28 protein-coding genes and 1 tRNA gene are annotated in these 21200 nt (G+C 32.8%); 13 read left to right on the top strand and 16 right to left on the bottom strand.

The annotated features are described in order from the left end of the window. The first annotated feature begins 85 nt into the window (after nt 1-85). Nucleotides 86-436, top strand: coding sequence for a (2Fe-2S) ferredoxin domain-containing protein (locus tag SIB45_RS09280; protein ID WP_011863270.1), 351 nt, complete (start codon nt 86-88; stop codon nt 434-436). Here SIB45_RS09280 and SIB45_RS09285 read toward each other — a convergent pair. The 4 genes from SIB45_RS09285 to SIB45_RS09300 are packed head-to-tail and all read right to left on the bottom strand — an operon-like array spanning nt 423 to nt 4376. Beyond that, on the bottom strand, nt 423-1511 hold the full coding sequence (locus SIB45_RS09285) for a YheT family hydrolase (protein WP_011863271.1): 1089 nt from the start codon (nt 1509-1511) through the stop codon (nt 423-425). The genes SIB45_RS09280 and SIB45_RS09285 overlap by 14 nt on opposite strands. After that, entirely contained in the window at nt 1492-2931 is a 1440-nt protein-coding gene (locus tag SIB45_RS09290; protein WP_011863272.1) for an NAD(P)(+) transhydrogenase (Re/Si-specific) subunit beta, read from the bottom strand. The genes SIB45_RS09285 and SIB45_RS09290 overlap by 20 nt, the downstream gene beginning before the upstream one ends. 8 nt (nt 2932-2939) lie before the next feature. Continuing rightward, nucleotides 2940-3233, bottom strand: coding sequence for an NAD(P) transhydrogenase subunit alpha (locus SIB45_RS09295; protein WP_011863273.1), 294 nt, complete (start codon nt 3231-3233; stop codon nt 2940-2942). A gap of 12 nt (nt 3234-3245) precedes the next feature. Further along, nucleotides 3246-4376, bottom strand: coding sequence for a Re/Si-specific NAD(P)(+) transhydrogenase subunit alpha (locus tag SIB45_RS09300; RefSeq protein ID WP_011863274.1), 1131 nt, complete (start codon nt 4374-4376; stop codon nt 3246-3248). Between the two features lie 127 nt (nt 4377-4503). Between SIB45_RS09300 and SIB45_RS09305 the strand changes: the two genes are divergently transcribed. The 3 genes from SIB45_RS09305 to trxB all read left to right on the top strand — a co-directional run bounded on the left by SIB45_RS09305 (nt 4504) and on the right by trxB (nt 6916). Next, entirely contained in the window at nt 4504-5082 is a 579-nt protein-coding gene (locus SIB45_RS09305; protein ID WP_011863275.1) for a hypothetical protein, read from the top strand. Nucleotides 5083-5236: 154 nt separating this feature from the next. Then, nucleotides 5237-5461, top strand: coding sequence for a hypothetical protein (locus tag SIB45_RS09310; RefSeq protein ID WP_011863276.1), 225 nt, complete (start codon nt 5237-5239; stop codon nt 5459-5461). 78 nt (nt 5462-5539) lie between these two features. Next, complete coding sequence (trxB, locus tag SIB45_RS09315; RefSeq protein WP_011863277.1) at nt 5540-6916, top strand: thioredoxin-disulfide reductase; 1377 nt, start codon at nt 5540-5542, stop codon at nt 6914-6916. A 9-nt stretch (nt 6917-6925) separates the two neighbouring features. Here trxB and infA read toward each other — a convergent pair whose 3' ends face one another. From infA to petM, 4 genes are all read right to left on the bottom strand, one after another. After that, on the bottom strand, nt 6926-7192 hold the full coding sequence (gene infA / locus SIB45_RS09320) for a translation initiation factor IF-1 (RefSeq protein ID WP_011863278.1): 267 nt from the start codon (nt 7190-7192) through the stop codon (nt 6926-6928). Nucleotides 7193-7284: 92 nt separating this feature from the next. After that, nucleotides 7285-7497, bottom strand: a complete 213-nt coding sequence (locus SIB45_RS09325; protein WP_041484709.1) for a hypothetical protein — start codon at nt 7495-7497, stop codon at nt 7285-7287. Between the two features lie 56 nt (nt 7498-7553). After that, nucleotides 7554-8516 carry an NAD(P)H-binding protein gene (locus SIB45_RS09330; protein WP_011863280.1) on the bottom strand — a complete coding sequence of 321 codons (963 nt, stop codon included), beginning with the start codon at nt 8514-8516 and terminating at the stop codon, nt 7554-7556. Between the two features lie 57 nt (nt 8517-8573). Then, nucleotides 8574-8672, bottom strand: a complete 99-nt coding sequence (gene petM, locus SIB45_RS09335) for a cytochrome b6-f complex subunit PetM (protein ID WP_011863281.1) — start codon at nt 8670-8672, stop codon at nt 8574-8576. A gap of 94 nt (nt 8673-8766) precedes the next feature. Between petM and SIB45_RS09340 the strand changes: the two genes are divergently transcribed. Next, nucleotides 8767-9708: an alpha/beta fold hydrolase gene (locus SIB45_RS09340; protein ID WP_011863282.1), complete on the top strand. Its 942-nt coding sequence runs from the start codon at nt 8767-8769 to the stop codon at nt 9706-9708. A gap of 3 nt (nt 9709-9711) precedes the next feature. Continuing rightward, nucleotides 9712-10236 (top strand): acetolactate synthase small subunit, encoded by a 525-nt coding sequence (ilvN, locus tag SIB45_RS09345; protein WP_011818754.1) that lies wholly within the window; start codon nt 9712-9714, stop codon nt 10234-10236. On the opposite strand, the gene SIB45_RS09350 is transcribed toward ilvN, so the two are convergent. Both SIB45_RS09350 and SIB45_RS09355 read right to left on the bottom strand, forming a co-directional pair. Next, entirely contained in the window at nt 10233-10838 is a 606-nt protein-coding gene (locus SIB45_RS09350; protein WP_011863283.1) for a peptidylprolyl isomerase, read from the bottom strand. The two genes, ilvN and SIB45_RS09350, sit on opposite strands and share 4 nt — an antisense overlap. Nucleotides 10839-10885: 47 nt before the next feature. Next, nucleotides 10886-11443, bottom strand: a complete 558-nt coding sequence (locus SIB45_RS09355; protein WP_011863284.1) for a photosystem I assembly protein Ycf4 — start codon at nt 11441-11443, stop codon at nt 10886-10888. 183 nt (nt 11444-11626) lie between these two features. Here SIB45_RS09355 and psbD point away from each other — a divergent pair, with 183 nt between their 5' ends. After that, on the top strand, nt 11627-12703 hold the full coding sequence (gene psbD, locus SIB45_RS09360) for a photosystem II D2 protein (photosystem q(a) protein) (RefSeq protein ID WP_002807316.1): 1077 nt from the start codon (nt 11627-11629) through the stop codon (nt 12701-12703). Further along, entirely contained in the window at nt 12687-14069 is a 1383-nt protein-coding gene (gene psbC, locus SIB45_RS09365; RefSeq protein WP_011818757.1) for a photosystem II reaction center protein CP43, read from the top strand. Before psbD ends, psbC begins: the two co-directional genes overlap by 17 nt. A gap of 59 nt (nt 14070-14128) precedes the next feature. Here psbC and SIB45_RS09370 read toward each other — a convergent pair whose 3' ends face one another. Next, a complete protein-coding gene (locus tag SIB45_RS09370; protein ID WP_011863285.1) occupies nt 14129-14740 on the bottom strand; it encodes a nucleoside triphosphate pyrophosphatase in 612 nt (203 codons plus the stop codon). Nucleotides 14741-14806: 66 nt separating this feature from the next. Here SIB45_RS09370 and SIB45_RS09375 point away from each other — a divergent pair, with 66 nt between their 5' ends. Together SIB45_RS09375 and SIB45_RS09380 are read left to right on the top strand one after the other, a co-directional pair. Further along, nucleotides 14807-16336, top strand: coding sequence for a cobyric acid synthase (locus SIB45_RS09375; RefSeq protein ID WP_011863286.1), 1530 nt, complete (start codon nt 14807-14809; stop codon nt 16334-16336). Next, nucleotides 16333-16587 carry a 2Fe-2S iron-sulfur cluster-binding protein gene (locus SIB45_RS09380; RefSeq protein WP_011863287.1) on the top strand — a complete coding sequence of 85 codons (255 nt, stop codon included), beginning with the start codon at nt 16333-16335 and terminating at the stop codon, nt 16585-16587. Before SIB45_RS09375 ends, SIB45_RS09380 begins: the two co-directional genes overlap by 4 nt. Before the next feature lie 1051 nt (nt 16588-17638). Here the strand turns inward: SIB45_RS09380 and SIB45_RS09385 are convergent. Further along, nucleotides 17639-17833, bottom strand: coding sequence for a hypothetical protein (locus SIB45_RS09385; protein WP_011863289.1), 195 nt, complete (start codon nt 17831-17833; stop codon nt 17639-17641). A gap of 72 nt (nt 17834-17905) precedes the next feature. On the opposite strand from SIB45_RS09385, the gene SIB45_RS09390 reads away from it, so the two are divergent. After that, nucleotides 17906-18031 (top strand): hypothetical protein, encoded by a 126-nt coding sequence (locus SIB45_RS09390; RefSeq protein ID WP_011863290.1) that lies wholly within the window; start codon nt 17906-17908, stop codon nt 18029-18031. A 62-nt stretch (nt 18032-18093) separates the two neighbouring features. Here SIB45_RS09390 and SIB45_RS09395 read toward each other — a convergent pair whose 3' ends face one another. Further along, nucleotides 18094-18696, bottom strand: a complete 603-nt coding sequence (locus SIB45_RS09395; protein ID WP_011863291.1) for a rhomboid family intramembrane serine protease — start codon at nt 18694-18696, stop codon at nt 18094-18096. A gap of 88 nt (nt 18697-18784) precedes the next feature. After that, nucleotides 18785-18943, bottom strand: a complete 159-nt coding sequence (locus SIB45_RS09400; protein WP_011863292.1) for a hypothetical protein — start codon at nt 18941-18943, stop codon at nt 18785-18787. 336 nt (nt 18944-19279) lie between these two features. On the opposite strand from SIB45_RS09400, the gene SIB45_RS09405 reads away from it, so the two are divergent. Continuing rightward, nucleotides 19280-19465 (top strand): hypothetical protein, encoded by a 186-nt coding sequence (locus SIB45_RS09405; RefSeq protein WP_011863293.1) that lies wholly within the window; start codon nt 19280-19282, stop codon nt 19463-19465. After that, on the top strand, nt 19462-19692 hold the full coding sequence (locus SIB45_RS09410) for a hypothetical protein (RefSeq protein ID WP_011863294.1): 231 nt from the start codon (nt 19462-19464) through the stop codon (nt 19690-19692). The genes SIB45_RS09405 and SIB45_RS09410 overlap by 4 nt, the downstream gene beginning before the upstream one ends. A 251-nt stretch (nt 19693-19943) precedes the next feature. Here SIB45_RS09410 and SIB45_RS09415 read toward each other — a convergent pair. Then, nucleotides 19944-20028 (bottom strand) — tRNA-Ser (locus SIB45_RS09415). A 63-nt stretch (nt 20029-20091) separates the two neighbouring features. After that, nucleotides 20092-21114, bottom strand: a complete 1023-nt coding sequence (locus SIB45_RS09420) for an extracellular solute-binding protein (protein ID WP_011863295.1) — start codon at nt 21112-21114, stop codon at nt 20092-20094. Between the last annotated feature and the right edge of the window lie 86 nt (nt 21115-21200).

A 21200-nucleotide genomic window follows, 5' to 3' on the forward strand; every position in this document is an offset into this window, starting at 1 on the left:
CACCTTTTAGTGAAGAAGTTTTTTGCAGTAGCTCATAACATTGCCTAGAATCATTCAAAAAGCATTAAGGGAAGGTTTTTTAAAAATGACAAAAGGGGTTCATAAACACCTTCTACTATGCGCAACGCCCACAAAACAGAAATGCTTTAAAGGCAATGAAGGTCAAAAAGCATGGGAATGTATGAAAAAGACTTTAAAAAAATTTGAGAATGATCCCTCTACAAAAAACGTTCATATATTAAGATCAAAAGCTGACTGTTTAAGGGTATGTAAGAACGGCCCAATTCTTCTTATTTGGCCTGATGGCATTTGGTATGAGAAAATCTCTCCAGAAAAAATTTCTGAAATTTTTACCTCACATATTATTAATGGTAAGCCAATAGAAAAATGGATTTTCAAAAAAACACCATTTTTAAATAGTCCTAGATACTCATAAACCAGTTCTTTACGACTTCGTCTGACCAGCAGCCATTAATCGAATGAAAACCATTATGACCTCCTTTTTCAGTTATAAAAATAGTGAATTTATCAATAGATTCTTTTCTTAAATTCAAAGTATCCTTATATGGAACCCAGGGATCATCCTTGGCATGGATAAAAAGCATTAGAGGTAATTTTTTTATTGAGTTTCGGATTCTAAATATTGGAGAAGCTTTAATATAATAATCCTCTAAAGAATTAAATCCCCAACTAGGAGCTGTAAATTTCTGATCAAATTCTCTTATACTTTTTAAATTTCTAATTTTTATTCTTAATTTCTCGTTATCAAGAAGTTTGCCTTCATCATTAAATCCCTCCCATAACTGATTTTTTAAGCGATGAAGTAACCATTTTTGGTAGATAGAATTTCTAGGTTTTTCAATACAGAGACTGCATGAAGATAAATCTAAAGGAGTACTCACGCAGGCAAGGCCATCTAAAAGTTTTTCTCCTTTGTTTTCATTGTCATCTAGGCAGGCATTTAAAAGAATTGTTCCGCCTAAAGATAATCCAACTCCGTAAATTGGAAGATTATTATTCCTTTTCATAAGATCTTTGAACTCTAAATTAATCAATTTTTTAAAATAATTAATTGCTGAAATAACATCACTGGAGCATCTAGCACAATAATTTCCTTTAGCTAAATATCTTGCTGATCCAGATCCTCTTAGATTTAATTTAAGAACTCCAAAACCATTATTTGCTAATTTCCTAGATATTCTTCTTAAACCAAACCGTTTAGTTGAGCCTCCTAAACCATGTGTAACGATTACAAAACCCTTAAGTGAGTTTAAGTTTTCAGGTAATTCTAAAAAACCTAAAAGATAATCAGATTCAAATTTTTTAGAAAGAATTTTATTAATCGGAAAGAATATTTTTTTATTTTTTATTGATTTACCAAAATCAATAACAAAAGTATCTCTCAAAGTTTGTAAGTCGCCACCTATCCAAGGCAAGACTTCTCGAAATGGCTTATTTTTTTCGTAATCTGAAAAACTAAAAGATATACTATTATTTGTCCCCAACTCCAAGATCCTTTAATTCTCCAATCAAATCATTCAGTACCTTTTTTGCATCACCAAAGACCATTGAGGTATTTGGCAGATCAAATAAATCATTTTTTATTCCGGAGTAACCTGCACTCATACCACGTTTAATTACAAATACCGTTCTTGCTTCTTGAACATCAAGAACTGGCATGCCATATAAGGGAGAAGAGCTATCATTTTTAGCTTGAGGGTTAACCACATCATTTGCTCCTAAAACTAAAACAACATCCGTTGCTGGAAAATCAGGATTTACAACGTCCATCTCTTTAAGTTGTTCGTAAGGAACATCTGCTTCTGCTAAAAGTACATTCATATGTCCAGGCATCCGCCCTGCTACAGGATGAATTGCGTAAACAACTTCAATACCATTTTGCTCTAGTTTTTTTGTCACTTCCCTTAAAGTATGTTGAGCTTGAGCTACTGCCAGACCGTAACCAGGAACAATAATTACCTTGTTGGCTGCCTCTAAAGTCAATGCGCATTCTTCAACACTGCAAGAAGTTATATTTGTATATTCTCCTGAACCAGAAGAGGCTGTACTTTGTGCAGATAAAGATCCTCCAAAAAGAACTGAGACCAATGATCTATTCATACCCTTACACATCACTTGAGTAAGTATTAGACCTGCCGCTCCAACCATTGCGCCTGCTACTATCAAAAGCTGACTATCAACAACAAAACCTGCTGCTGCTGCTGCAATCCCTGAATAGCTATTTAATAAAGATATAACGACTGGCATATCCGCTCCACCAATTGGCAAAGTAACTCCAATACCTAATAAAGAAGAAACTATAACTAAAAGCCAAATAGAACTTGTATTACCATTTATCAAATCAAAAAAGGCTATCAAGGAAGCAACTGTAAAAACAATATTTACAAAATGTCTAACTTTGCTCTGAGTCCATCCTGGAGTTGACAACCAACCCTGCAACTTTGCCATCGCAACAATTGAACCTGTGAAAGTTATGGCCCCAACAAATATAGAAACAGATATTGAGACTTCGTTAATCAGTGACTTAAAAAAATCAAAATCTTCTTGGCCACCAGATATAGGAAAAATAGCTACTCCCAAGGCCACTAAAAGTGATGACATTCCTCCACAACCATTGAACAATGCCACTGTTTCAGGCATGGAGGTCATAGGTACTTTTTTTGCAAGAATTGCTCCGAATAAACTACCTAAGATTGATCCAATTATTATCCAAATCCAAGACTGAATAGCAATTCCAGAAGTGCCTAAATAATAAGAAAGTAATCCTACTACTGATAGCGACATTGCAAATGCAGCTAATCTATTGGCATCCCTTGCTGATTTTACTTTTGACAATCCTTTTATTCCCAAAGCCAGTAAAAGTACTGCTAGAAGGTCAATAACGAATTTAATGATTACAGGTAGATTCATGTTAAAAATTACTTCTTATTTGATGGTTTACGACTAAACATCGCGAGCATTCGATCAGTTACAAAGAAACCACCTACAACGTTGAAAAGAGCAAATCCAAGAGAAACTGAACCAATGATTAAAAGTGGTACGTTACCTTCTGCTTTTACAATTAAAGTCAAGGCTGCAAGCATTGTTATTCCTGAAATTGCATTTGCTCCACTCATTAGAGGTGTGTGAAGAGTAGGAGGAACTTTTCCAATTAACTCAAGACCTAATAAACTACCTAGTAAAAGAACCCAAAGAAGACTTATAAAAGACATAATTTTAAAACCTCAATTTTCAAAAACTTTATTTTGAAGAACAACTCCTTCATCGCTTAATAAACATCCAGAAATGAGTTCATCCTCTTTATCTAATTTAATTACACCATCTTTTATAAATGGTGTAATCAAAGATGTTAAGTTCTTAGCATAAAGTGAACTTGCGTCATAAGGAACTGAAGAGGGTAACTCGCCCGCTCCTATAAGTTTTACCCCATCTTTCATAATAGTTTCATTTGATTTTGTTCCTTCGCAATTCCCTCCCTGAGAAACTGCTAAATCAATAACTACTGCTCCAGGCCTCATTTTTTCAATCATGGGTAAGTCTATTAAAACAGGGGCTTTTTTACCAAGAACTTGCGCAGTACATATAGCAACATCAGCTTCAGATAAATATTTAGTTAAAGTTGCCTTCTGTTTTGTGAGGAATTCGGGTGTTACAGCTTTTGCATAACCTCCCGCCTCTCCTGGCTTTTCCTCAACTTCAGGAAGTTCTATAAATCTTGCTCCGAGGGACTCTACTTGTTCTTTAACAGCCGGTCTAATATCAGATACAAATACTATTGCTCCAAGTCTTTTCGCCGTCGCAACTGCCTGTAATCCTGCAACGCCACCACCAAGAACCACTACTTTTGCAGGTTGGACTGTCCCTGCTGCAGTCATAAGCATTGGGAAATATCTATCTAACTCACTTGCAGCCAAAAGAACTGCTTTATATCCAGCAATATTTGCCTGTGAAGAAAGAACATCAGAAGATTGTGCTCTACTAATCCTAGGAAGCAACTCTAGTGATAAAGCTGAAATCTTATTACTATTAATTATCCTAAGAAGCTCCTTATTACCATATGGGTTAAGAAGACCAAGAAGAACAGCGCCTTTCTTTAACTTAGTTAAATTATCATTTGATGGAGTTTGAACACAAAATATTAAGTCAGCTTCACTCCAAATTTTTTGATTAAAGTTGTTTATTATTATTCCGCCCGATTCTTCATATGATAAGTCACTAAATCCTGATAATTTTCCTGCTGAACTTTCAATATAAACATCACATCCAAGGCTTTTTAATTTCTTTACCGCTTCTGGCGTAGCTGAAACTCTCCTTTCACCGGAGCTTGTTTCGGAAGGAATAAGTATCTTTGTCAATTTATTTATTTTTTAAACATACTAAATATAAATTGAAGAAAGTCAAAAGTCTTGGATTTTTGTTAAAAATATATTTTCTTTTCTATAAAAAATAGCTATCTAGAATATAAAGGTACTTAATAATCAAATGAGTATAAAAGCAATCGAATGTCCTGATGGAGTATGTCACAGTCATCATGGTGGACATGCTGTTCCAAGGCAAGCTATGCAGAAAAACTTAGAAAAACATGGTAAAGACTGGTGCGAGAAATTAGCAGAGAGAATTTATGAAATGTCAGTTGATACTTATTCACAGACAGTCATGCCCAGTCTCCACTCAGCAGGCTGGCAAAGAAGGCATCTAGATTGGGAATTTAAGCTGGCAGAAAATGATTCTGAACCGGATGAAGCTCTTGTTGAAGGAATTATTAATGCAACAGAAAGCTTTTTAAGGAGTAGTGAGGTTCATCGATTATTTATTCAGGAATTAGTTCAGGGCACATTTGAGGAAGCAAATGACAAAAAAATAATTTCTAAAGCTATAAAATCTATAATTGAAGAAGAAATTGTAAGTTCATTAAGAGAAAAAAAAGAAACTCTTTTGAAGAAAATATCTTCAAAATTAGTTTCAGAGGAAAAAGTTAGCGAGGAACTTGCAATAAATTCAGCCAAAGAGGGTTTCGAGGAAGTCGAAAGGCTTCTTGCAAATCATAGCGAGGCTGTTTAATTCTATTTTTTTATATTTTCTTTATAATTAGCGCAAAAACCCGCTCAAATATAAATTAAAGATTAAATTATTGTTTGGAAGTACGAAGTTGTAGCTTATTAGACAATACATAAGCTGTTTGATGTGTTTATCTATATAAAACTTTTGGGTTTCAATGGAAAATTTCATTAGAAAAAGGATCGATATTGCAACCTGTTGGGCAACCAACAGAATTTCTGCAATGGATACTCTAGAAAGATATGAAGATAGTTACGCAATAGCAGAAGAATTTAGAGAGTGGATACTTCATATTGGAGAAAAGAACGAAAATTTAAAAGATTCTGTTTTAAACTTCCCAAATGAATTAAAAAAATTATTAGACCCAAAAATCAACGATTAAATATCAAATCGATCGAGTGGAAACCGCCCTACATTATTTGGGTTTGTTTATTATTATTAGAGTGAAATTAGCAAATAAATGGAAAATAAAGAGAAGATTCCAAACGTAGAAAATGTTGTAATTATTGGTTCAGGTCCCGCAGGATACACAGCTGCAATTTATGCTGCAAGAGCAAATCTTCAACCATTGCTCGTTACAGGATTTAATTCTGGTGGAATTCCTGGTGGCCAATTGATGACTACAACATTTGTTGAAAATTATCCAGGTTTCCCAGATGGTGTACTTGGTCCTGAATTAATGGATCTAATGAAAGCTCAAGCCGAAAGATGGGGCACTAATTTATATGAAAGTGATGTTGTCTCAATAAATACTGATTCACATCCCTTTGAATTAAAAACTTTAGAAGGAACTATAAAATCTAACTCAATTATTATTGCAACTGGAGCAAGTGCAAATAGATTAGGCGTGATAAATGAAGATAAATTCTGGAGTAAAGGAATAAGTGCTTGTGCAATATGTGATGGAGCGACCCCACAATTTAGAGGTGAAGAATTAGCTGTTATTGGAGGGGGCGACTCTGCATGTGAAGAAGCAGCATATCTCACAAAGTATGGAAGCAAAGTGCATTTGATTGTTAGATCAGAAAAATTAAGGGCTAGCGCGGCAATGGTAGATAGAGTAAAAGCTAATCCAAAGATAGCAATTCATTGGAACACAAAAGTTGAAAAAGCGGATGGCTCTGAATGGCTTGAGAAAATAGAAACTATTCACTCTCAAGAAGGTAAAGGGGAAATCAATATAAAAGGTCTTTTTTACGCGATAGGGCACACACCAAATACTAAGTTCTTAGGCAGCAAAATTGACTTAGATAATAAAGGATATATTGCTTGCAAATCAGGAAGACCAGAAACATCTATTGAAGGCATCTTCGCAGCAGGTGACGTTGTCGACTCTGAGTGGAGACAAGGAGTTACCGCTGCTGGAACTGGGTGCATGGCAGCATTAGCTACCGAAAGGTGGCTAGCCGAGAAAAACTTAGCAAAAACAATAGTCAGAGAAACACCCGAACCAGAAAAAAAACTTAATTCATCAGATTTTAATGAAGAAGAAGTTAATGAAGATACTTTCGATTCAAATTCTGAATGGCAAAAAGGCAGTTATGCATTAAGGAAACTTTATCACGAGAGTAAAAAACCTATCTTAGTAATTTTTAGTTCTCCAAGTTGCGGCCCATGTCATGTTTTGAAACCTCAGTTAAAAAGGGTAATTAAAGAACTTGATGGTGCAGTTCTTGGCGTTGAAATAGATATTGATAAAGATCAAGATATTGCAAAACAAGCTGGTATTAACGGCACACCAACAGTTCAACTTTTTAAAGAAAAATTATTAAAAAAACAGTGGCAAGGTGTTAAACAAAGAAGTGAGTTTAAAGAAGCGATAAAAAATATTATCTAAAGTAACTTTTTATTTATTATTTCTCTTAGGGTTATTTTTATTAGTAGTTGGTTTAGCATTTCCTGCATTTCTTTCTCTATAAGTTATCCTCCCTCTAGAGAGATCATAAGGACTAATCTCAACTAACACTTTATCTCCAGCTAATAATTTAATTCTAAATTTAGTCAATTTTCCTGCAGCTCTACATAAACATTGATGTCCTTCAGGTTGTTCTAATGTAACCAAATAAAATCCATTCCCCTGCTCTTTTTCTATTACACCTGAAGTTTCAATCATTAATTAATCTTTTACTAAGTCCATATTATCAGAAAAAGATTGGCCAAAATCGATTTAAGAAAAATTACATACGTAAAAATATGAAATTCAATTCAAATAGAAAATTTAATTTCATTAATTATTTGAAGTTGACCATAATAAAAATTTGCTTTAGCAATTTTTTCAGAATCTTCTAATTGATCAAAAAAAACAAACCCAAGGCTTTCCCATAATGAAGATCCGCAAACACTATTCAATTCATTTTTTGCTTCTTTTGCAAAATTATCTAGTTTTCGTTCAAGATTTTTAGACTTAGAAACAGACATAATTAATAATAGATATATATAGTACAAATATACTATATAAGTCTACAGTTGCAACATTAAAATGGTAATCTCTTTTTTTCCTCTATATTTAGATCTGCCTCCATCTCCCTTAATCTTTTAAGTATTTGTTGATAGTACTCCTTTATATAACTCTCTAGTGAGGTCATATCTTCTTTTTTAAGTTCCAGTATTTCGTAAGTTTTGCTCATGTCAGCATCTAATGATTCACCACTACTAGTTACTTCGGCAAAAGCCAATCTTTCAGCAACACTTAAAGAATCTTGGAAAAAGGAAACTACTTTCTGAGTGACACTAATCAGAAAAGGTGAAACTCTAAAAATTTTAGCTTTCTTTTCGCTAAATTTTTCACATAAGGATATGACTTCGTTTGAATCCCATGCTTTAGGACCAACCAATGGCAATGATGTTCTATGAGTTTTTGGATTATTAACTGCTGCGACAATAACTTTTGCCATGTCTTGAGTATTCATGTATGCAATTTTAGTAGGAGTTCCACTCATCCATACTGCTTGACTATCTAAAATGGGAATAGCAAATTGACCTATAACTCCTTGCATAAAAGCTGCACATTTGAAAATAGTGTATTCTAGATCAGATTTCTCAAGAAGTTTTTCAGTACAATATTTAATGTCCATTAATGGAACATTTCTAAATTTTTCTGTTAAAAGAATTGAAAGGAATATTACTCTTTTTACATTTAAAGATTCACAAGCATTAAATAAATTAAGTTTTCCATCCCAATCTGTTTCATAAATACTTTTAGGATCATCTGGTTTACTGGTAGCTGCATCAATAACAACTTCAATATCTTGCAATGCATATTCTATATCAGAAGAATTTAATAAATTACCTTTTGTTAGTTCACATCCCCACTCTTGAAGAAAGGAAGCTTTTCTTGGGTTTCTGACAAAGCATCTTACTTCGTGTCCATCTTCTATAGCTTGCTTTGCTATTTGTCTACCAAGTGTACCTGTTGCTCCTACTAAAAGTATCTTCATATTTAAGATTTACTTAACCTGTAGACCATAACTCAAATTGTGATGTATTCGTGAGAATCAATCTCCCTGAAACTTTAACAACAGAGCACCACCAACCAATCCTATTGGTATCAGTATCCAAAAAACTGCTGCAATACTAAAAATTTCTTGAGCCATAGTAAAAATTTAAAGATTACTATAATTTACATTCAATATACATTTATTTGTTAAAAAAGTAGATAATGCAAATATCTTGAAAATTTTTGAATAAATGAATAATAATTTCAAAGAAAATATAAACTTTACTAATTACTGGATTTGGAATGGTTTTAAAATTTGTTGGAGTGTTGCAGGCGAAGATAATAAAGTTCCTATTATCTTTCTCCATGGATTTGGCGCTAGTCGAAAACATTGGAGAAATAATTTAGAATATTTTGCGGAAAGGAATTGCGCCGCATACTCTTTAGATTTAATAGGATTTGGGGATTCAGATCAACCTGGGATTAGACAAATTGGGAAACTAGATAATGAGATTTGGTCTAATCAAGTGAAAGACTTTATTGCACAAGTGATAAGACCAAAAAATTCTGGGAAAGTAATTCTTATTGGCAATTCCCTTGGATCACTTGTTGCCTTAACATGTGCTGTCACATTAGAGGATCAGATTGCAAAAGTTATTGCATCCCCGCTGCCAGATCAAATTCAAGAAAATAAAACGTCGAAAACAAAAAAATCATCATTTAAGAAATTTCAAGATAAATTCATAAGAATATTTTTTATATTTTTTCCTTTGGAGATTATTTTATTTTTAATAACCAAATTAGGTGTTATAAAAATGGGACTAAATTCTGCCTATTTCAAAAAAGATAATATTGATCGGGAATTAATAGATTTGGTAACAAAACCAGTTTTAAGGAGAACTTCAGCTAGATCATTAAGAGCTATGTGTATTGGTATGTCTTCAAGAGATGAAAAATTTCAAGCTTCTTACCTTTTGAGAAAACTGAGCGCCTCAAAAAAAGTTCCTTTTTTATTGATTTGGGGAGAAAAAGATAATTTCATACCTTTGTTTGTTGGTAAAAAGATTGCAAATTTCCATAGATGGGTAAAATTAAAAATAGTATCCAATTCAGGGCATTGTATCCATGATGAAGACCCTTCAGTATTCAATAGAATTTCTTATGAATGGATTAGAGATTTAAAAACCTTTTAAAATATGAAACATACATTATCAGTTCTTGTAGAAGATGAATCTGGAGCCTTGAGTAGAATCTCAGGCCTCTTTGCTAGAAGAGGATTCAACATAGATAGCCTTGCAGTAGGACCTGCAGAATCCAAAGGGATTTCAAGGTTAACGATGGTAGTAGAGGGTGATGATGAAACTCTTCAACAAATGACTAAGCAACTTAATAAGTTATTTAATGTTCTTGGAGTTGTAGATTTTACTAATCTCGCAGCTGTTGAGAGGGAATTGATGTTACTAAAAGTTTCATCGAAAGAAGATACTAGGAGTAATATCCTTGATATAGTTCAGATTTTCCGTGCAAAAGTTGTTGATGTATCAGATATGGCCCTAACTCTTGAGGTAGTTGGAGACCCTGGGAAGTTAGTTGCTCTAGAGAAATTACTCGAGCCATACGGCATCCTTGAAATAGCGAGGACTGGTAAGGTTGCTCTTAAACGCTCTTCAGGAGTTAATACAGAAATGTTGAAAATAAACAAATATTCACTAGAAATTTAATTAATTATCTGGACTGCCTTGATGTAGTCTTCTTTATTAAGTTTTTTGAGTACATCTAATCCTTTTATAATTTTTCCAAAAATTGAATATCTTCCATCTAATTCTGGGATATTAGTTGTTACAAAGAAAAATTCAGTTGATGAAGACTTATTGTTAAAGCTCTTGACCATAGCAATTGAACCATTCTCAAAAGTATTAACTAAATTTTCAATTTCGTTAGGATTTTTTATTTGATAGTTATATCTTGGTTTACTTTCTTCTTTAAATTTTATTTCTAAAGGTATTGATAGACTTGTCTTTTTCAGGTTTTGATTTCCTTCAAAATAAAATTTATTTTTTGGATTAACACCGCCGTGTACAAATCTTATTTGGGTAAAATTTATTATTTTATAAAATTTTTGATTTACGTAAATATCATTGTCTATGTTTTCCAGAAAGTTTGACACTGTTACTGGGTTATCTTTACCAAATAATTCAACCTCAAAATCACCTTTTGTAGTTTTAAAATTAACTACTTTATTACTCTGAATACAACTAAATCTAAGTTTTTGGCAATAATAAGTTGAATCAACCTTATTTTTATAACTACAAGCTTGAAACAAAAACAGAACCTGTATAAAAAATAATATTCTTAATAAATATTTTTTTTTTATTTTAAGCCCTCCAAATTAACATCCAAAAATTTAGCCAGACGAGCCCCCTCCTCTTCAACTTGAAGAAGTGGTTTGAGTTCACCTGCTCCGCTTAAAGGGAGAGGTTTTTTTCTTCCTTTTAATACTAATGCAATTCTTCTTCTAGGATTAAATCCCTCACTTATATCTAACTTGACCGATTTAATTTCATCAAAATTTAATTTAACTTCAATATCTTTGAATAATCCTTTTCTTCTTATTTCTATAGATTTTGATGATTTATCAAAATAATTACTTCCTGAACCAAAGTTTATGTAAACCAAATACCACAAGTAAAAATTTAATAAGTTGGCTATTACTCCATATGCTCCCATTATTATTCCTTGAGGGATAAACAATAAAGTTGAAGGATTTCCTAGAGGTAATAAATCCCTTCCTGTGTAGCTAGATATAGAGGCCAAAAGAAAACCAATACCTCCTATAGTTAGCATTCCTCCAATAATGTAATTTGAAATTTTTCTTGATCCACCAATTTTTTGTTCGATTTTATCGAAAGACTTGAGGTCTGAATTCATTTTTATCCCTTTTTTAGAGCCTAATTCAGATAATTTAACAAATTAAGGGAGTATTCTTACCTAATTTTTAATAAAAAAGTCAGGAAAGCTTTACAAGGCATTTCAGATATACAGATATTTCCCCACATTACTCTCAATCTTTGTTACAGTCACTGCGTATCCCGAAGCTAAAAACGATTTCTCATGACGATCGCAGTTGGTAGCGCCCCACAAAGAGGATGGTTTGATGTCCTCGATGATTGGTTGAAGCGCGACCGCTTTGTATTTATTGGTTGGTCCGGACTACTTCTACTTCCTTGTGCATACCTTGCTATAGGTGGTTGGTTTGTCGGAACAACATTTGTTACCTCTTGGTACACACACGGAGTTGCAAGTTCATACCTTGAAGGTTGTAACTTCTTAACAGCAGCTGTAAGCACCCCTGGTGATGCCATGGGACACAGTCTTCTATTTTTATGGGGTCCTGAAGCCCAAGGTAGTTTCGTAAGATGGCTACAACTTGGTGGTCTTTGGAACTTCGTTGCATTACATGGAGTATTTGGCCTAATTGGTTTTATGCTTCGTCAGTTTGAAATTGCTGGCCTTGTTGGAATTAGACCATACAACGCACTAGCTTTCTCAGCAGTAATTGCAGTATTCACAAGTATTTTCCTTATTTATCCTTTAGGACAGCATAGTTGGTTCTTCGCACCTTCATTCGGTGTTGCAGCAATCTTCCGTTACATCCTATTCATTCAAGGTTTTCACAATATCACTTTAAACCCATTCCATATGATGGGAGTTGCTGGAATTCTTGGTGGTGCTCTACTTTGCGCTATTCATGGAGCTACAGTTCAAAATACTTTGTATGAAGATACAAGTATTTACACAGATGGTAAGGTTCAAAGTTCAACATTTAGAGCTTTTGATCCAACTCAAGAAGAAGAAACCTATTCAATGATTACAGCGAATAGATTTTGGAGTCAAATCTTCGGTATTGCTTTCTCAAACAAGCGTTTCTTACATTTCTTGATGCTATTTGTACCTGTTATGGGTATGTGGACATCTTCTATTGGTATTGTCGGCTTAGCACTAAACTTGAGAGCTTATGACTTCGTAAGCCAAGAAATTCGTGCAGCAGAAGATCCAGAATTTGAAACTTTCTATACAAAAAATATACTTTTGAACGAAGGTATGCGAGCATGGATGTCTTCTGTGGATCAACCACACGAAAACTTTGTATTCCCTGAGGAGGTTCTTCCACGTGGAAACGCCCTTTAATAATTTATTAAGAGCTCCAAACCAAAGTATTGAGGAAACTGGTTATGCCTGGTATGTAGGCAACGCTAGATTAATCAATTTATCTGGACGTTTATTAGGAGCTCACATTGCTCACTCTGGACTAATAGTCTTTTGGGCGGGAGCAATGATGCTCTTTGAGGTTAATCACTTTACTTTTGATAAACCAATGTGGGAGCAAGGTTTAATCTGTATGCCACACGTCGCGATGTTTGGCTATGGAATAGGCCCTGGTGGTGAAGTTACTGATATCATGCCTTTCTTCCAGGCAGGCGTGGTTCACTTAATAGCTTCTGCTGTTCTTGGTTTTGGTGGTATTTATCACTCATTAGCAGGTCCAGAAAAACTCGAAGAAGATTTTCCATTTTTCTCCACCGACTGGAGAGACAAAAACCAAATGACAAATATCCTTGGATATCATTTGATTGTTTTAGGTGTAGGTGCGTTAGCATGGTCAGTTAACTGGTGTTTTATTGGCGGTGCATATGATACATGGGCACCAGGCGGTGGTGAAGTCAGACTTGTTAACCCAACTTTAGATCCAAGAGTTATTCTTGGTTATTTATTCAGATCTCCATGGGGAGGAGCTGGATCAATAATCGGCGTTAACTCCATAGAAGATATTGTTGGTGGTCACGTTTATGTTGGAATTACTGCAATTATCGGTGGAATATTCCATATCTTTACCAAACCTTTTGGATGGGCAAGAAGAGCATTTATCTGGAATGGTGAAGGCTTATTAAGTTATGCACTTGGTGGAATTTGTGTAGCAAGTTTTATTGCTTCAACATTCATCTGGTTTAACAACACTGCTTACCCTTCAGAATTCTACGGTCCAACTAATGCTGAAGCATCACAGGCTCAAAGTTTTACTTTCCTTGTGAGAGATCAAAGAATTGGAGCTAATGTAGGTTCAACAATGGGACCAACAGGTCTAGGTAAGTATCTCATGAGATCTCCTACTGGTGAAATTATATTTGGTGGTGAAACAATGAGATTTTGGGATTTCAGAGGTCCATGGTTAGAGCCTTTAAGAGGTCCTAACGGATTGAGCCTTGAGAAAATCCAAAATGATATTCAGCCTTGGCAGGTAAGAAGAGCCGCTGAATATATGACTCATGCTCCTAACGCTTCTATCAACTCTGTTGGTGGAATTATTACAGAGCCAAATGCTGTTAACTTCGTTAACCTTAGACAGTGGTTAGCTGCAGCTCAATTCTTCCTAGGATGGTTTACATTCATTGGTCACCTTTGGCATGCTGGACGTGCTAGAGCAGCCGCTGCTGGTTTCGAAAAAGGAATCGACAGAAAGAGTGAACCGGCTCTAGAAATGCCTGATTTAGATTAATTTCTATCTCAACTAAAAAAGCCCTATCTTTAGATAGGGTTTTTTTTTGCTCAATTTTATTATCTATATAAGTTTTTTCTGAGCCATGGCAAACTTAAACCCATTACATTACTGAAACAACCCTCTATTTTTTCTATATATTTACCTCCTATACCTTCCAAGGCAAATCCTCCTGCACAATATAAAGGTTCATTTGTATCTACATAACTCTTGATTTCCCAATCTTCCAAATTAGAAAAATAAACTCTTGAACTTACTGTTTTTTTTATTATTTCAGTGATTTTAAAAATTTTGGAAGTTGAATCAAAATTCCCAATTATTAGAGTATGACCAGTATGTAAAAATCCAAATTCTCCAGACATTTTTTTCCATCTAATAAATGCTTCCTCTTTATTAGATGGTTTCCCATAAGCTTCACCTTTAAATTCAAAAATTGAATCGCACCCAAGTATTTCCAAAGGACCATGATTCAATTCTTCGGGCAATGATAAGTTCTGAATATTTTCAGATAAACTATTAGCCTTTTGAAAAGATAATTCCAAAGCTAAATTAAATATATTCTTTTCTTGGATAGTAGTTTCGTCAAAGTCACTTGATATTTGGAAAAATTCGATTTGACAATTTTCTAGTAATTTCTTTCTAGATTGAGAAGCAGAGGCTAGAATTAACACAAATTTTTTACCAAATTATAATTCAATTTAATAATTAATAAATTTTAAAATTAATATAAATTACTAATGGAATTAGAGGCAAAATTACATGAAATAAAGAAACCAATAATGGTCCTAGGTACTTCCAGTGGAGCAGGAAAATCATTAACAGTTACTGCTATTTGTAGGATTCTTAAAAACTTAGGCGAAGAACCAATCCCTTTTAAAGGACAAAATATGAGCAACAACGCTTGGGTTGATTGGGAAGGTGGAGAAATGGCATATTCACAAGCACTTCAGGCTTTTGCTTGTGGTATTAATCCCGCTGCAGAGATGAATCCCATTTTATTAAAACCACAAGGAAACTCAATAAGCGAGGTGATTCACCTTGGCAAAAGCATAGGGACCACCACTGCAAAAAATTACTATAAGGATTGGTTTACTCCAGGTTGGGAAGTAATTAAAAAAAGTTTAAAGTCTATTTACGAAGGAAATCCGAATTGCCGTTTAATTATCGAAGGGGCTGGAAGTCCGGTAGAGATGAATTTAATTCATAGAGATCTGACTAATTTAAGAGTTGCTAAATATTTAAATGCAAATTGCATTTTGGTTACTGATATTGAAAGGGGAGGCGTATTTGCACAAATAATTGGTACTCTTGAATTAATGAAGCCTGAAGAAAAGAAGCTTATTAAGGGAATTATTATAAATAGATTCAGAGGAGACCTTTCATTATTTGAAGATGGGAAGAAATGGATAGAGAATAAGACTCAAATCCCTGTTGTTGGAATTATTCCATGGTTAAATGATTCATTTCCCCCAGAGGACTCTTTAGATTTAATAGAAAAAAAATCACTTTCTAAAAATCCTGAAATCAAAGTTGGAATTATAAAATTACCATCTATTAGTAACTTCTCGGATTTTGATCCACTAGAAAATGAAGAAACGATATTTATTGAATGGATTAGAAAATCACAAAATCTAAGTAAGTATGACTTCATCATTCTGCCGGGAAGTAAACAAACGATTAAAGATCAAATATTTCTTGAAAATTCTGGTTTATCTAAGGATATAAGGGACTATTCAAAAAACAAAGGAAATATTGTTGGAATATGTGGAGGCTTACAAATGTTAGGGACTACACTTGAAGATCCATATTTTAAAGAGGGTTCCAAAAATTATTCTGAACAAAAAATTAAAGGTATTGGATTACTACCCTTAAAAACGACTTTCTTTAAAAAAAAATTAACACGTCAAATTAAATCTAAATCTATATGGCCGTGCCAATCAGAAATTAATGGATTTGAAATTCATAATGGTCAAACTGTATTAGATGAAATCCAAAGTTCATTAAAGATTAATCCAATTTTTGAAGATTCAGATCTTGGTTGGTATAAAGAAAATAATAAAGGAGGAACTATTGCAGGAACATATATTCATGGAATCTTTGAAAATGACAGTTGGAGAGAGCATTATATTAATTTAATAAGGAAGAGTAAAAATCTACCAACATTAAACAAAAAATCAATATCTTATAAAGAGAAGAGACAATTCATTATTGATAATCTTGCGAATGAATTCCACAAACATTTAAATCTCAAATCATTTTTAAGTTGAAAGAAACAAAAAATACAAAAGTAATATGGCCAAACAATAAAGAAACCTTTGTTTCAGATGGTGATAACTGGTTTTCTTCTGCTAAAAAAGCAGGTTTAGAAATCCCTTCTGGCTGCCTCACAGGGAGTTGTGGAGCCTGTGAAATTGATGTAAACGGTGTAACAGTAAGGGCTTGTATAAGTGAAATTAAAAATAATAAAAAATGTACGTTACGGGTTTCTTTAACTACAGACCCCTTTTGGGAAAAATAAATTTCACTAAACATTACCTATTATTAGATAAAGGAAAACATAGTAAAAAAATGATCCAAAAAATGTGTTTATTAGAATAACCTTATTTTTGATTTTTGACGAGGCAATAATATAGCTCCCCAAAACATGAGGTAGGATGGGGAAAGATCTAATGATTAAAATATAAAAAGATCTAAAAGTAATATTGTCAAAAAATTTATAAAGATTATTCTTTTCTGGTCTTTTTAAAAATAATATATTTCTAGAAAATTTAAATTTAATTTTCCTCAAAATAAGAACTTGAATTACACTTAAAATCGTTAAAGCAGGAGAAAATAATAAAATATAAATAAACCCAAAAACTTTTAATAATATAAAGTCAAAAATAATTGATAATGGGATGCCTAAAAATATAAAAACTATATTTAAAGCAATCAAATATTTGTATTGAATATTATTAAATAGTAACTCAAGATCATAGTTATACTTGAATATCAGAGCAAGAAAATAAACCCCTAAATATGTGTAAAATATTTTAAAAATTGCTGATTTAAAATTTAAACCTTTTCTATTCATATAAGATGAAGATTACAAATGGTTATCAAAACAGAAAGGGTGAAATCACATCTTATACTTCTTTGACTATTATAGAACCAAATTGGAAATATTTAGACAGGCACTCATTTTGTGCAACATCAAATTTTTGGTATTTATAGGGAATACTGGTGAAGACGCAGGAAAGTAAAGATAAGCAAAGAATTTGCATAAAAAAAACCCCAAATAATGGGGTCTTATGTAGCTTTACAAAATTAAGTGTTTCCTTGTTTCCACTTTTTTGAGTAAAACATCTCCTTCACACAAATTTAACATATGTCATTTAATTCTTTTTCGTGGCAGGCCTGAATGGAATGTTACTTAACTGTCACATATGCCAATTCCCCATTTCTGGATATCAAAAATAAAGAAAAACCTAATACAGAGAAGGGGGGATTATAAGAGATTGAAGTGTGAAGAGTTTTCTGAGTTTTGTAAATTACTGAGTAAAGATATCAAATTTTTACAGTATTAATTACTAATTCTTTTCCCAAAATAGATAAAGATTTGAAAACTGGTTTTTAGTATCTACTATTGCAATACTTGTTGAGATCAACTTCCATCCTGCAGAATTGCGTTTTTTCATAATTGCTGCAAGTTCATTTTCTTGTCTTTGAGTATTTGTATTTCCAACTGCGTAATATATATCAAGATCATTTTCTACTTTTGCCATTTTTAAAGGTGATGCTTTATTCAGAGTTAATATTACTCAATCTTTCATCATTATTGGGAAAGATTCGATAGGGTGGTCGAAAATAAGACTCATATGTTATTACCTTCACCCCAAATTGCGATTGCATTACTGCTTATAAGTATTGGGATAGTAGTTACTTTTGATATCAAAATTGATCTATTTAAAAGTAAAGAGTAAAAGAAAAAGGTTGGATATCTTGGAAAATATCTACATTAATCTGATCAAATAATTAATCTAAATTAGATTAAGAATAAAAAACACCCTGCAATAAATCCACTTAAATGACCTAATAAACTTACCCCTGGCAAAAAAGAGAGCATCAAACCTATGAGGCATATTGTCTTTGACATTTTTTGAACTTCATAATTGGACTTAAAACCAATTTCTTTACCTAAAAAATATTTCTTTCCATGAAAAGAAGTTAATAGTAAGAATCCAAAAAAAGCATAAATTATTCCACTAAATCCTAAAGCGGCATAATTCGGATATATATTAAAATAAGACAAGATCTTTTCGTAGACCCATAAAATAAAAAAATTTAAAAAAGAGCAAATTAAAATAAATTTCAAATAAAAAAATCTACTTTTAATTTCAAGTCTCATCAAAAAATATCTAGTGATGATTATTCCACCAAGATTACTTAATAAATGATTTAAATCTGCATGAGTTAATATTGATGTAAAAATCCTATGGGGTTGATCACTAATTAATCTTGGTACAAAGTAAAAATATTCTTTATCAATAACGCCAATTAAATCTGTAAAAATAAAAACTGAGATTAAAAAAAATCCAGTTACAAGATATTGCCAATCATATTTTGATATTGAATTATAAAAAGGCATTTTTTAGTTTCAAATCAAAAAATTATCTTCTTAATAGAAAAAAAGAACCTGAAAAGGGTCTTTATTAATATCTTAATTTATATTGCCTTTAGTAAACTTTGCAATGAGAACTTGTTGGGTGGTCTATGCATTCCTTTTCCCAATAATCTTGTCTATGGTCATTAGGTAGTTCATAATTAAAATCATGCATTCTCCAAACATCTGAAGTTGCATTTCTAAGGGCAGTTAATGGAGTGGTGAGTCTCATAAAAACTCCTAGATCTCTACCACTTAATTATCCTCCTATTCAATTAAAATTAATAGAGTATTAATACCCTAGTATTAGCGCTTTATGGTTGTCGCGATTATCTTTTTTCATTAAGTACAATAAGAAATGTTCAGAATTCAAAAAACCTTATCCAATTTGTAGACAATTAGGAGCATAAGACTCGTAAAGGGAATTTATTTGCTCTCTTATTTTTTTTAATTTTATTAGAACTTTTTGTTAAAGAATTAAAATTATAAGGTAAAAAAAACTCTTTTTTATTAAAAGGATAATGATTAAAATCTCTTTAGATGATTTCAAAAAGTATGTAAATAAAATATGAGCAATAAATGGAATGAAAAATATTGGCAGAAAGATTTCTTAAACATGAAGTCACACTCTCCTTCCGATGCAAAACTCTTAATGGGAGGTGTAAAAGGATTAAAAGATGCATGGCGTTTAGGCGTTCTACATGTTGAATACGAAAGACTGAAGAAAATACAGGAGGAACAGCAACAGCAATGACAGAAAAAATAAATTGGCAGAGAGAATTATTAGAAAGTGGAAAATTTAATGATAAATTTTCAAAGAATTTATTAGAAAATGGAGCAAAGAATTTCATGCAAGGAATATATCTTGGATATATGTATTCCAGATGGAGAAAAATTAGAGGATTGGATAAAGATGACCCCATAGAAAACAAAGGTCAAATGCAATCATCTTTTAAAGATTTTGAGAAGAAAATCAAATAAAGATGATACCTACTTACCTCCATAAGAATCTGAATAACCCTAATATTTACAAGCGATTTTGAGGAATCCACCAACACATAATTCGTAAATTAAATATCCACCAACACATTAAAAAATATCCACCAACACATCCACCAACACATTCAGGCATAAACTGGTAAATATTGGACTATATAGGACAAGGAACTTCTTTAAAAACCGATTTTGACTACATTATTGCCCACATAGAACTTTACAGGAAGATAATTAAACGGAGAGGGTGGGATTCGAACCCACGAATAGTTTCCTATTAAACGATTTCGAATCGTTCGCTTTCGACCACTCAGCCACCTCTCCGCCTATTTAATAAGTATGCACGGAATAAATAGAAAATTATGTGCTATATAAAAATCTTAATTTTTAATTCCAACCTGCATCTTTCATCAATCTAATAGCTAAAGAATTTTTTTCTCCAAGTTCTTCTACGGTAACACCATCAGGTGTAAACTCTCCAAAGTTCTTAACTATTTGATTCTGATTAACTTCCTTCAAGGGATGTTCAAAAGTTGGAGCAGCTAAACCTTTACTTCCTTCCGAAGATGCTAAGAATTCAAGCAACTGAATAGCTTCATTTTTATTTGTTGCATATTTTGCAACACCTCCAGCACTAATATTTACATGAGCAGGATTAGGTGTAAGGACCTCTGTTTTTTTTGCATATAAAGCATCTCTTCTTCCATTAACACCAGCCAACATTCTTGCGACATAATAATGGTTAACGATTCCTACCCCGCATTTTTTCTTTGAAACTGCTCTAATTATTGCAATATCCCCTGGGAAAAAAGGTTTTGAAACGTTTGAAATCATTCCGCTTAGCCAAGCTTTAGTAGCTAATTCACCTTTGTTGATTAATTGATTGGCAACTAAAGATTGATTATATGGACTTTTTCTATTTCTTAAACATACTTTCCCTTTTAAAGACGGATCAGCCAAATCAGTGTAGTCATTTATCTTGCTAACATCGACAACTTTTGGATTGGCTATCATTACCCTAACTCTTCTTGTTAATGCATACCATTCCTTACCTGGATCTTTTAATCCAACTGGAACATCATTTTCTAAATTAGAAGATTCTATTGATTGAAGTAATCCAGCTTTGGCTGCATTAGTAATTCTTGCGGCATCTACTAACAATATTAAATCTGCTTGAGAATTCTTCCCTTCTCGTTTCATTCTTTCGATTAAAGAAATTCCCGCTGCCTCGATAAGCCTAACTTTAATTCCTGTTTCTTCTGCAAACTTTTTAAAAACACTTCTATCTGTGTTGTAATGTCTACCCGAATAAACTTTGACTTCTTTTTCTGTTGAATTAGCAGGTATATTAACGTTTAGCAAAAATGTACATGTGAATACTGAAAAAATTATTTTTTTTAGTTTTTGCACTTTTTGAAATTAGTATCTATGGTTACTTTATACCTATAAAAAGAGTTCAAACTTCAAAAGCGAACTTCTATACATCGTGTTGTATC

The sequence above is a fragment of the Prochlorococcus sp. MIT 1304 genome, assembly GCF_047305015.1.
GTDB classification, from domain to species: Bacteria; Cyanobacteriota; Cyanobacteriia; order PCC-6307; family Cyanobiaceae; genus Prochlorococcus_A; species Prochlorococcus_A marinus_E.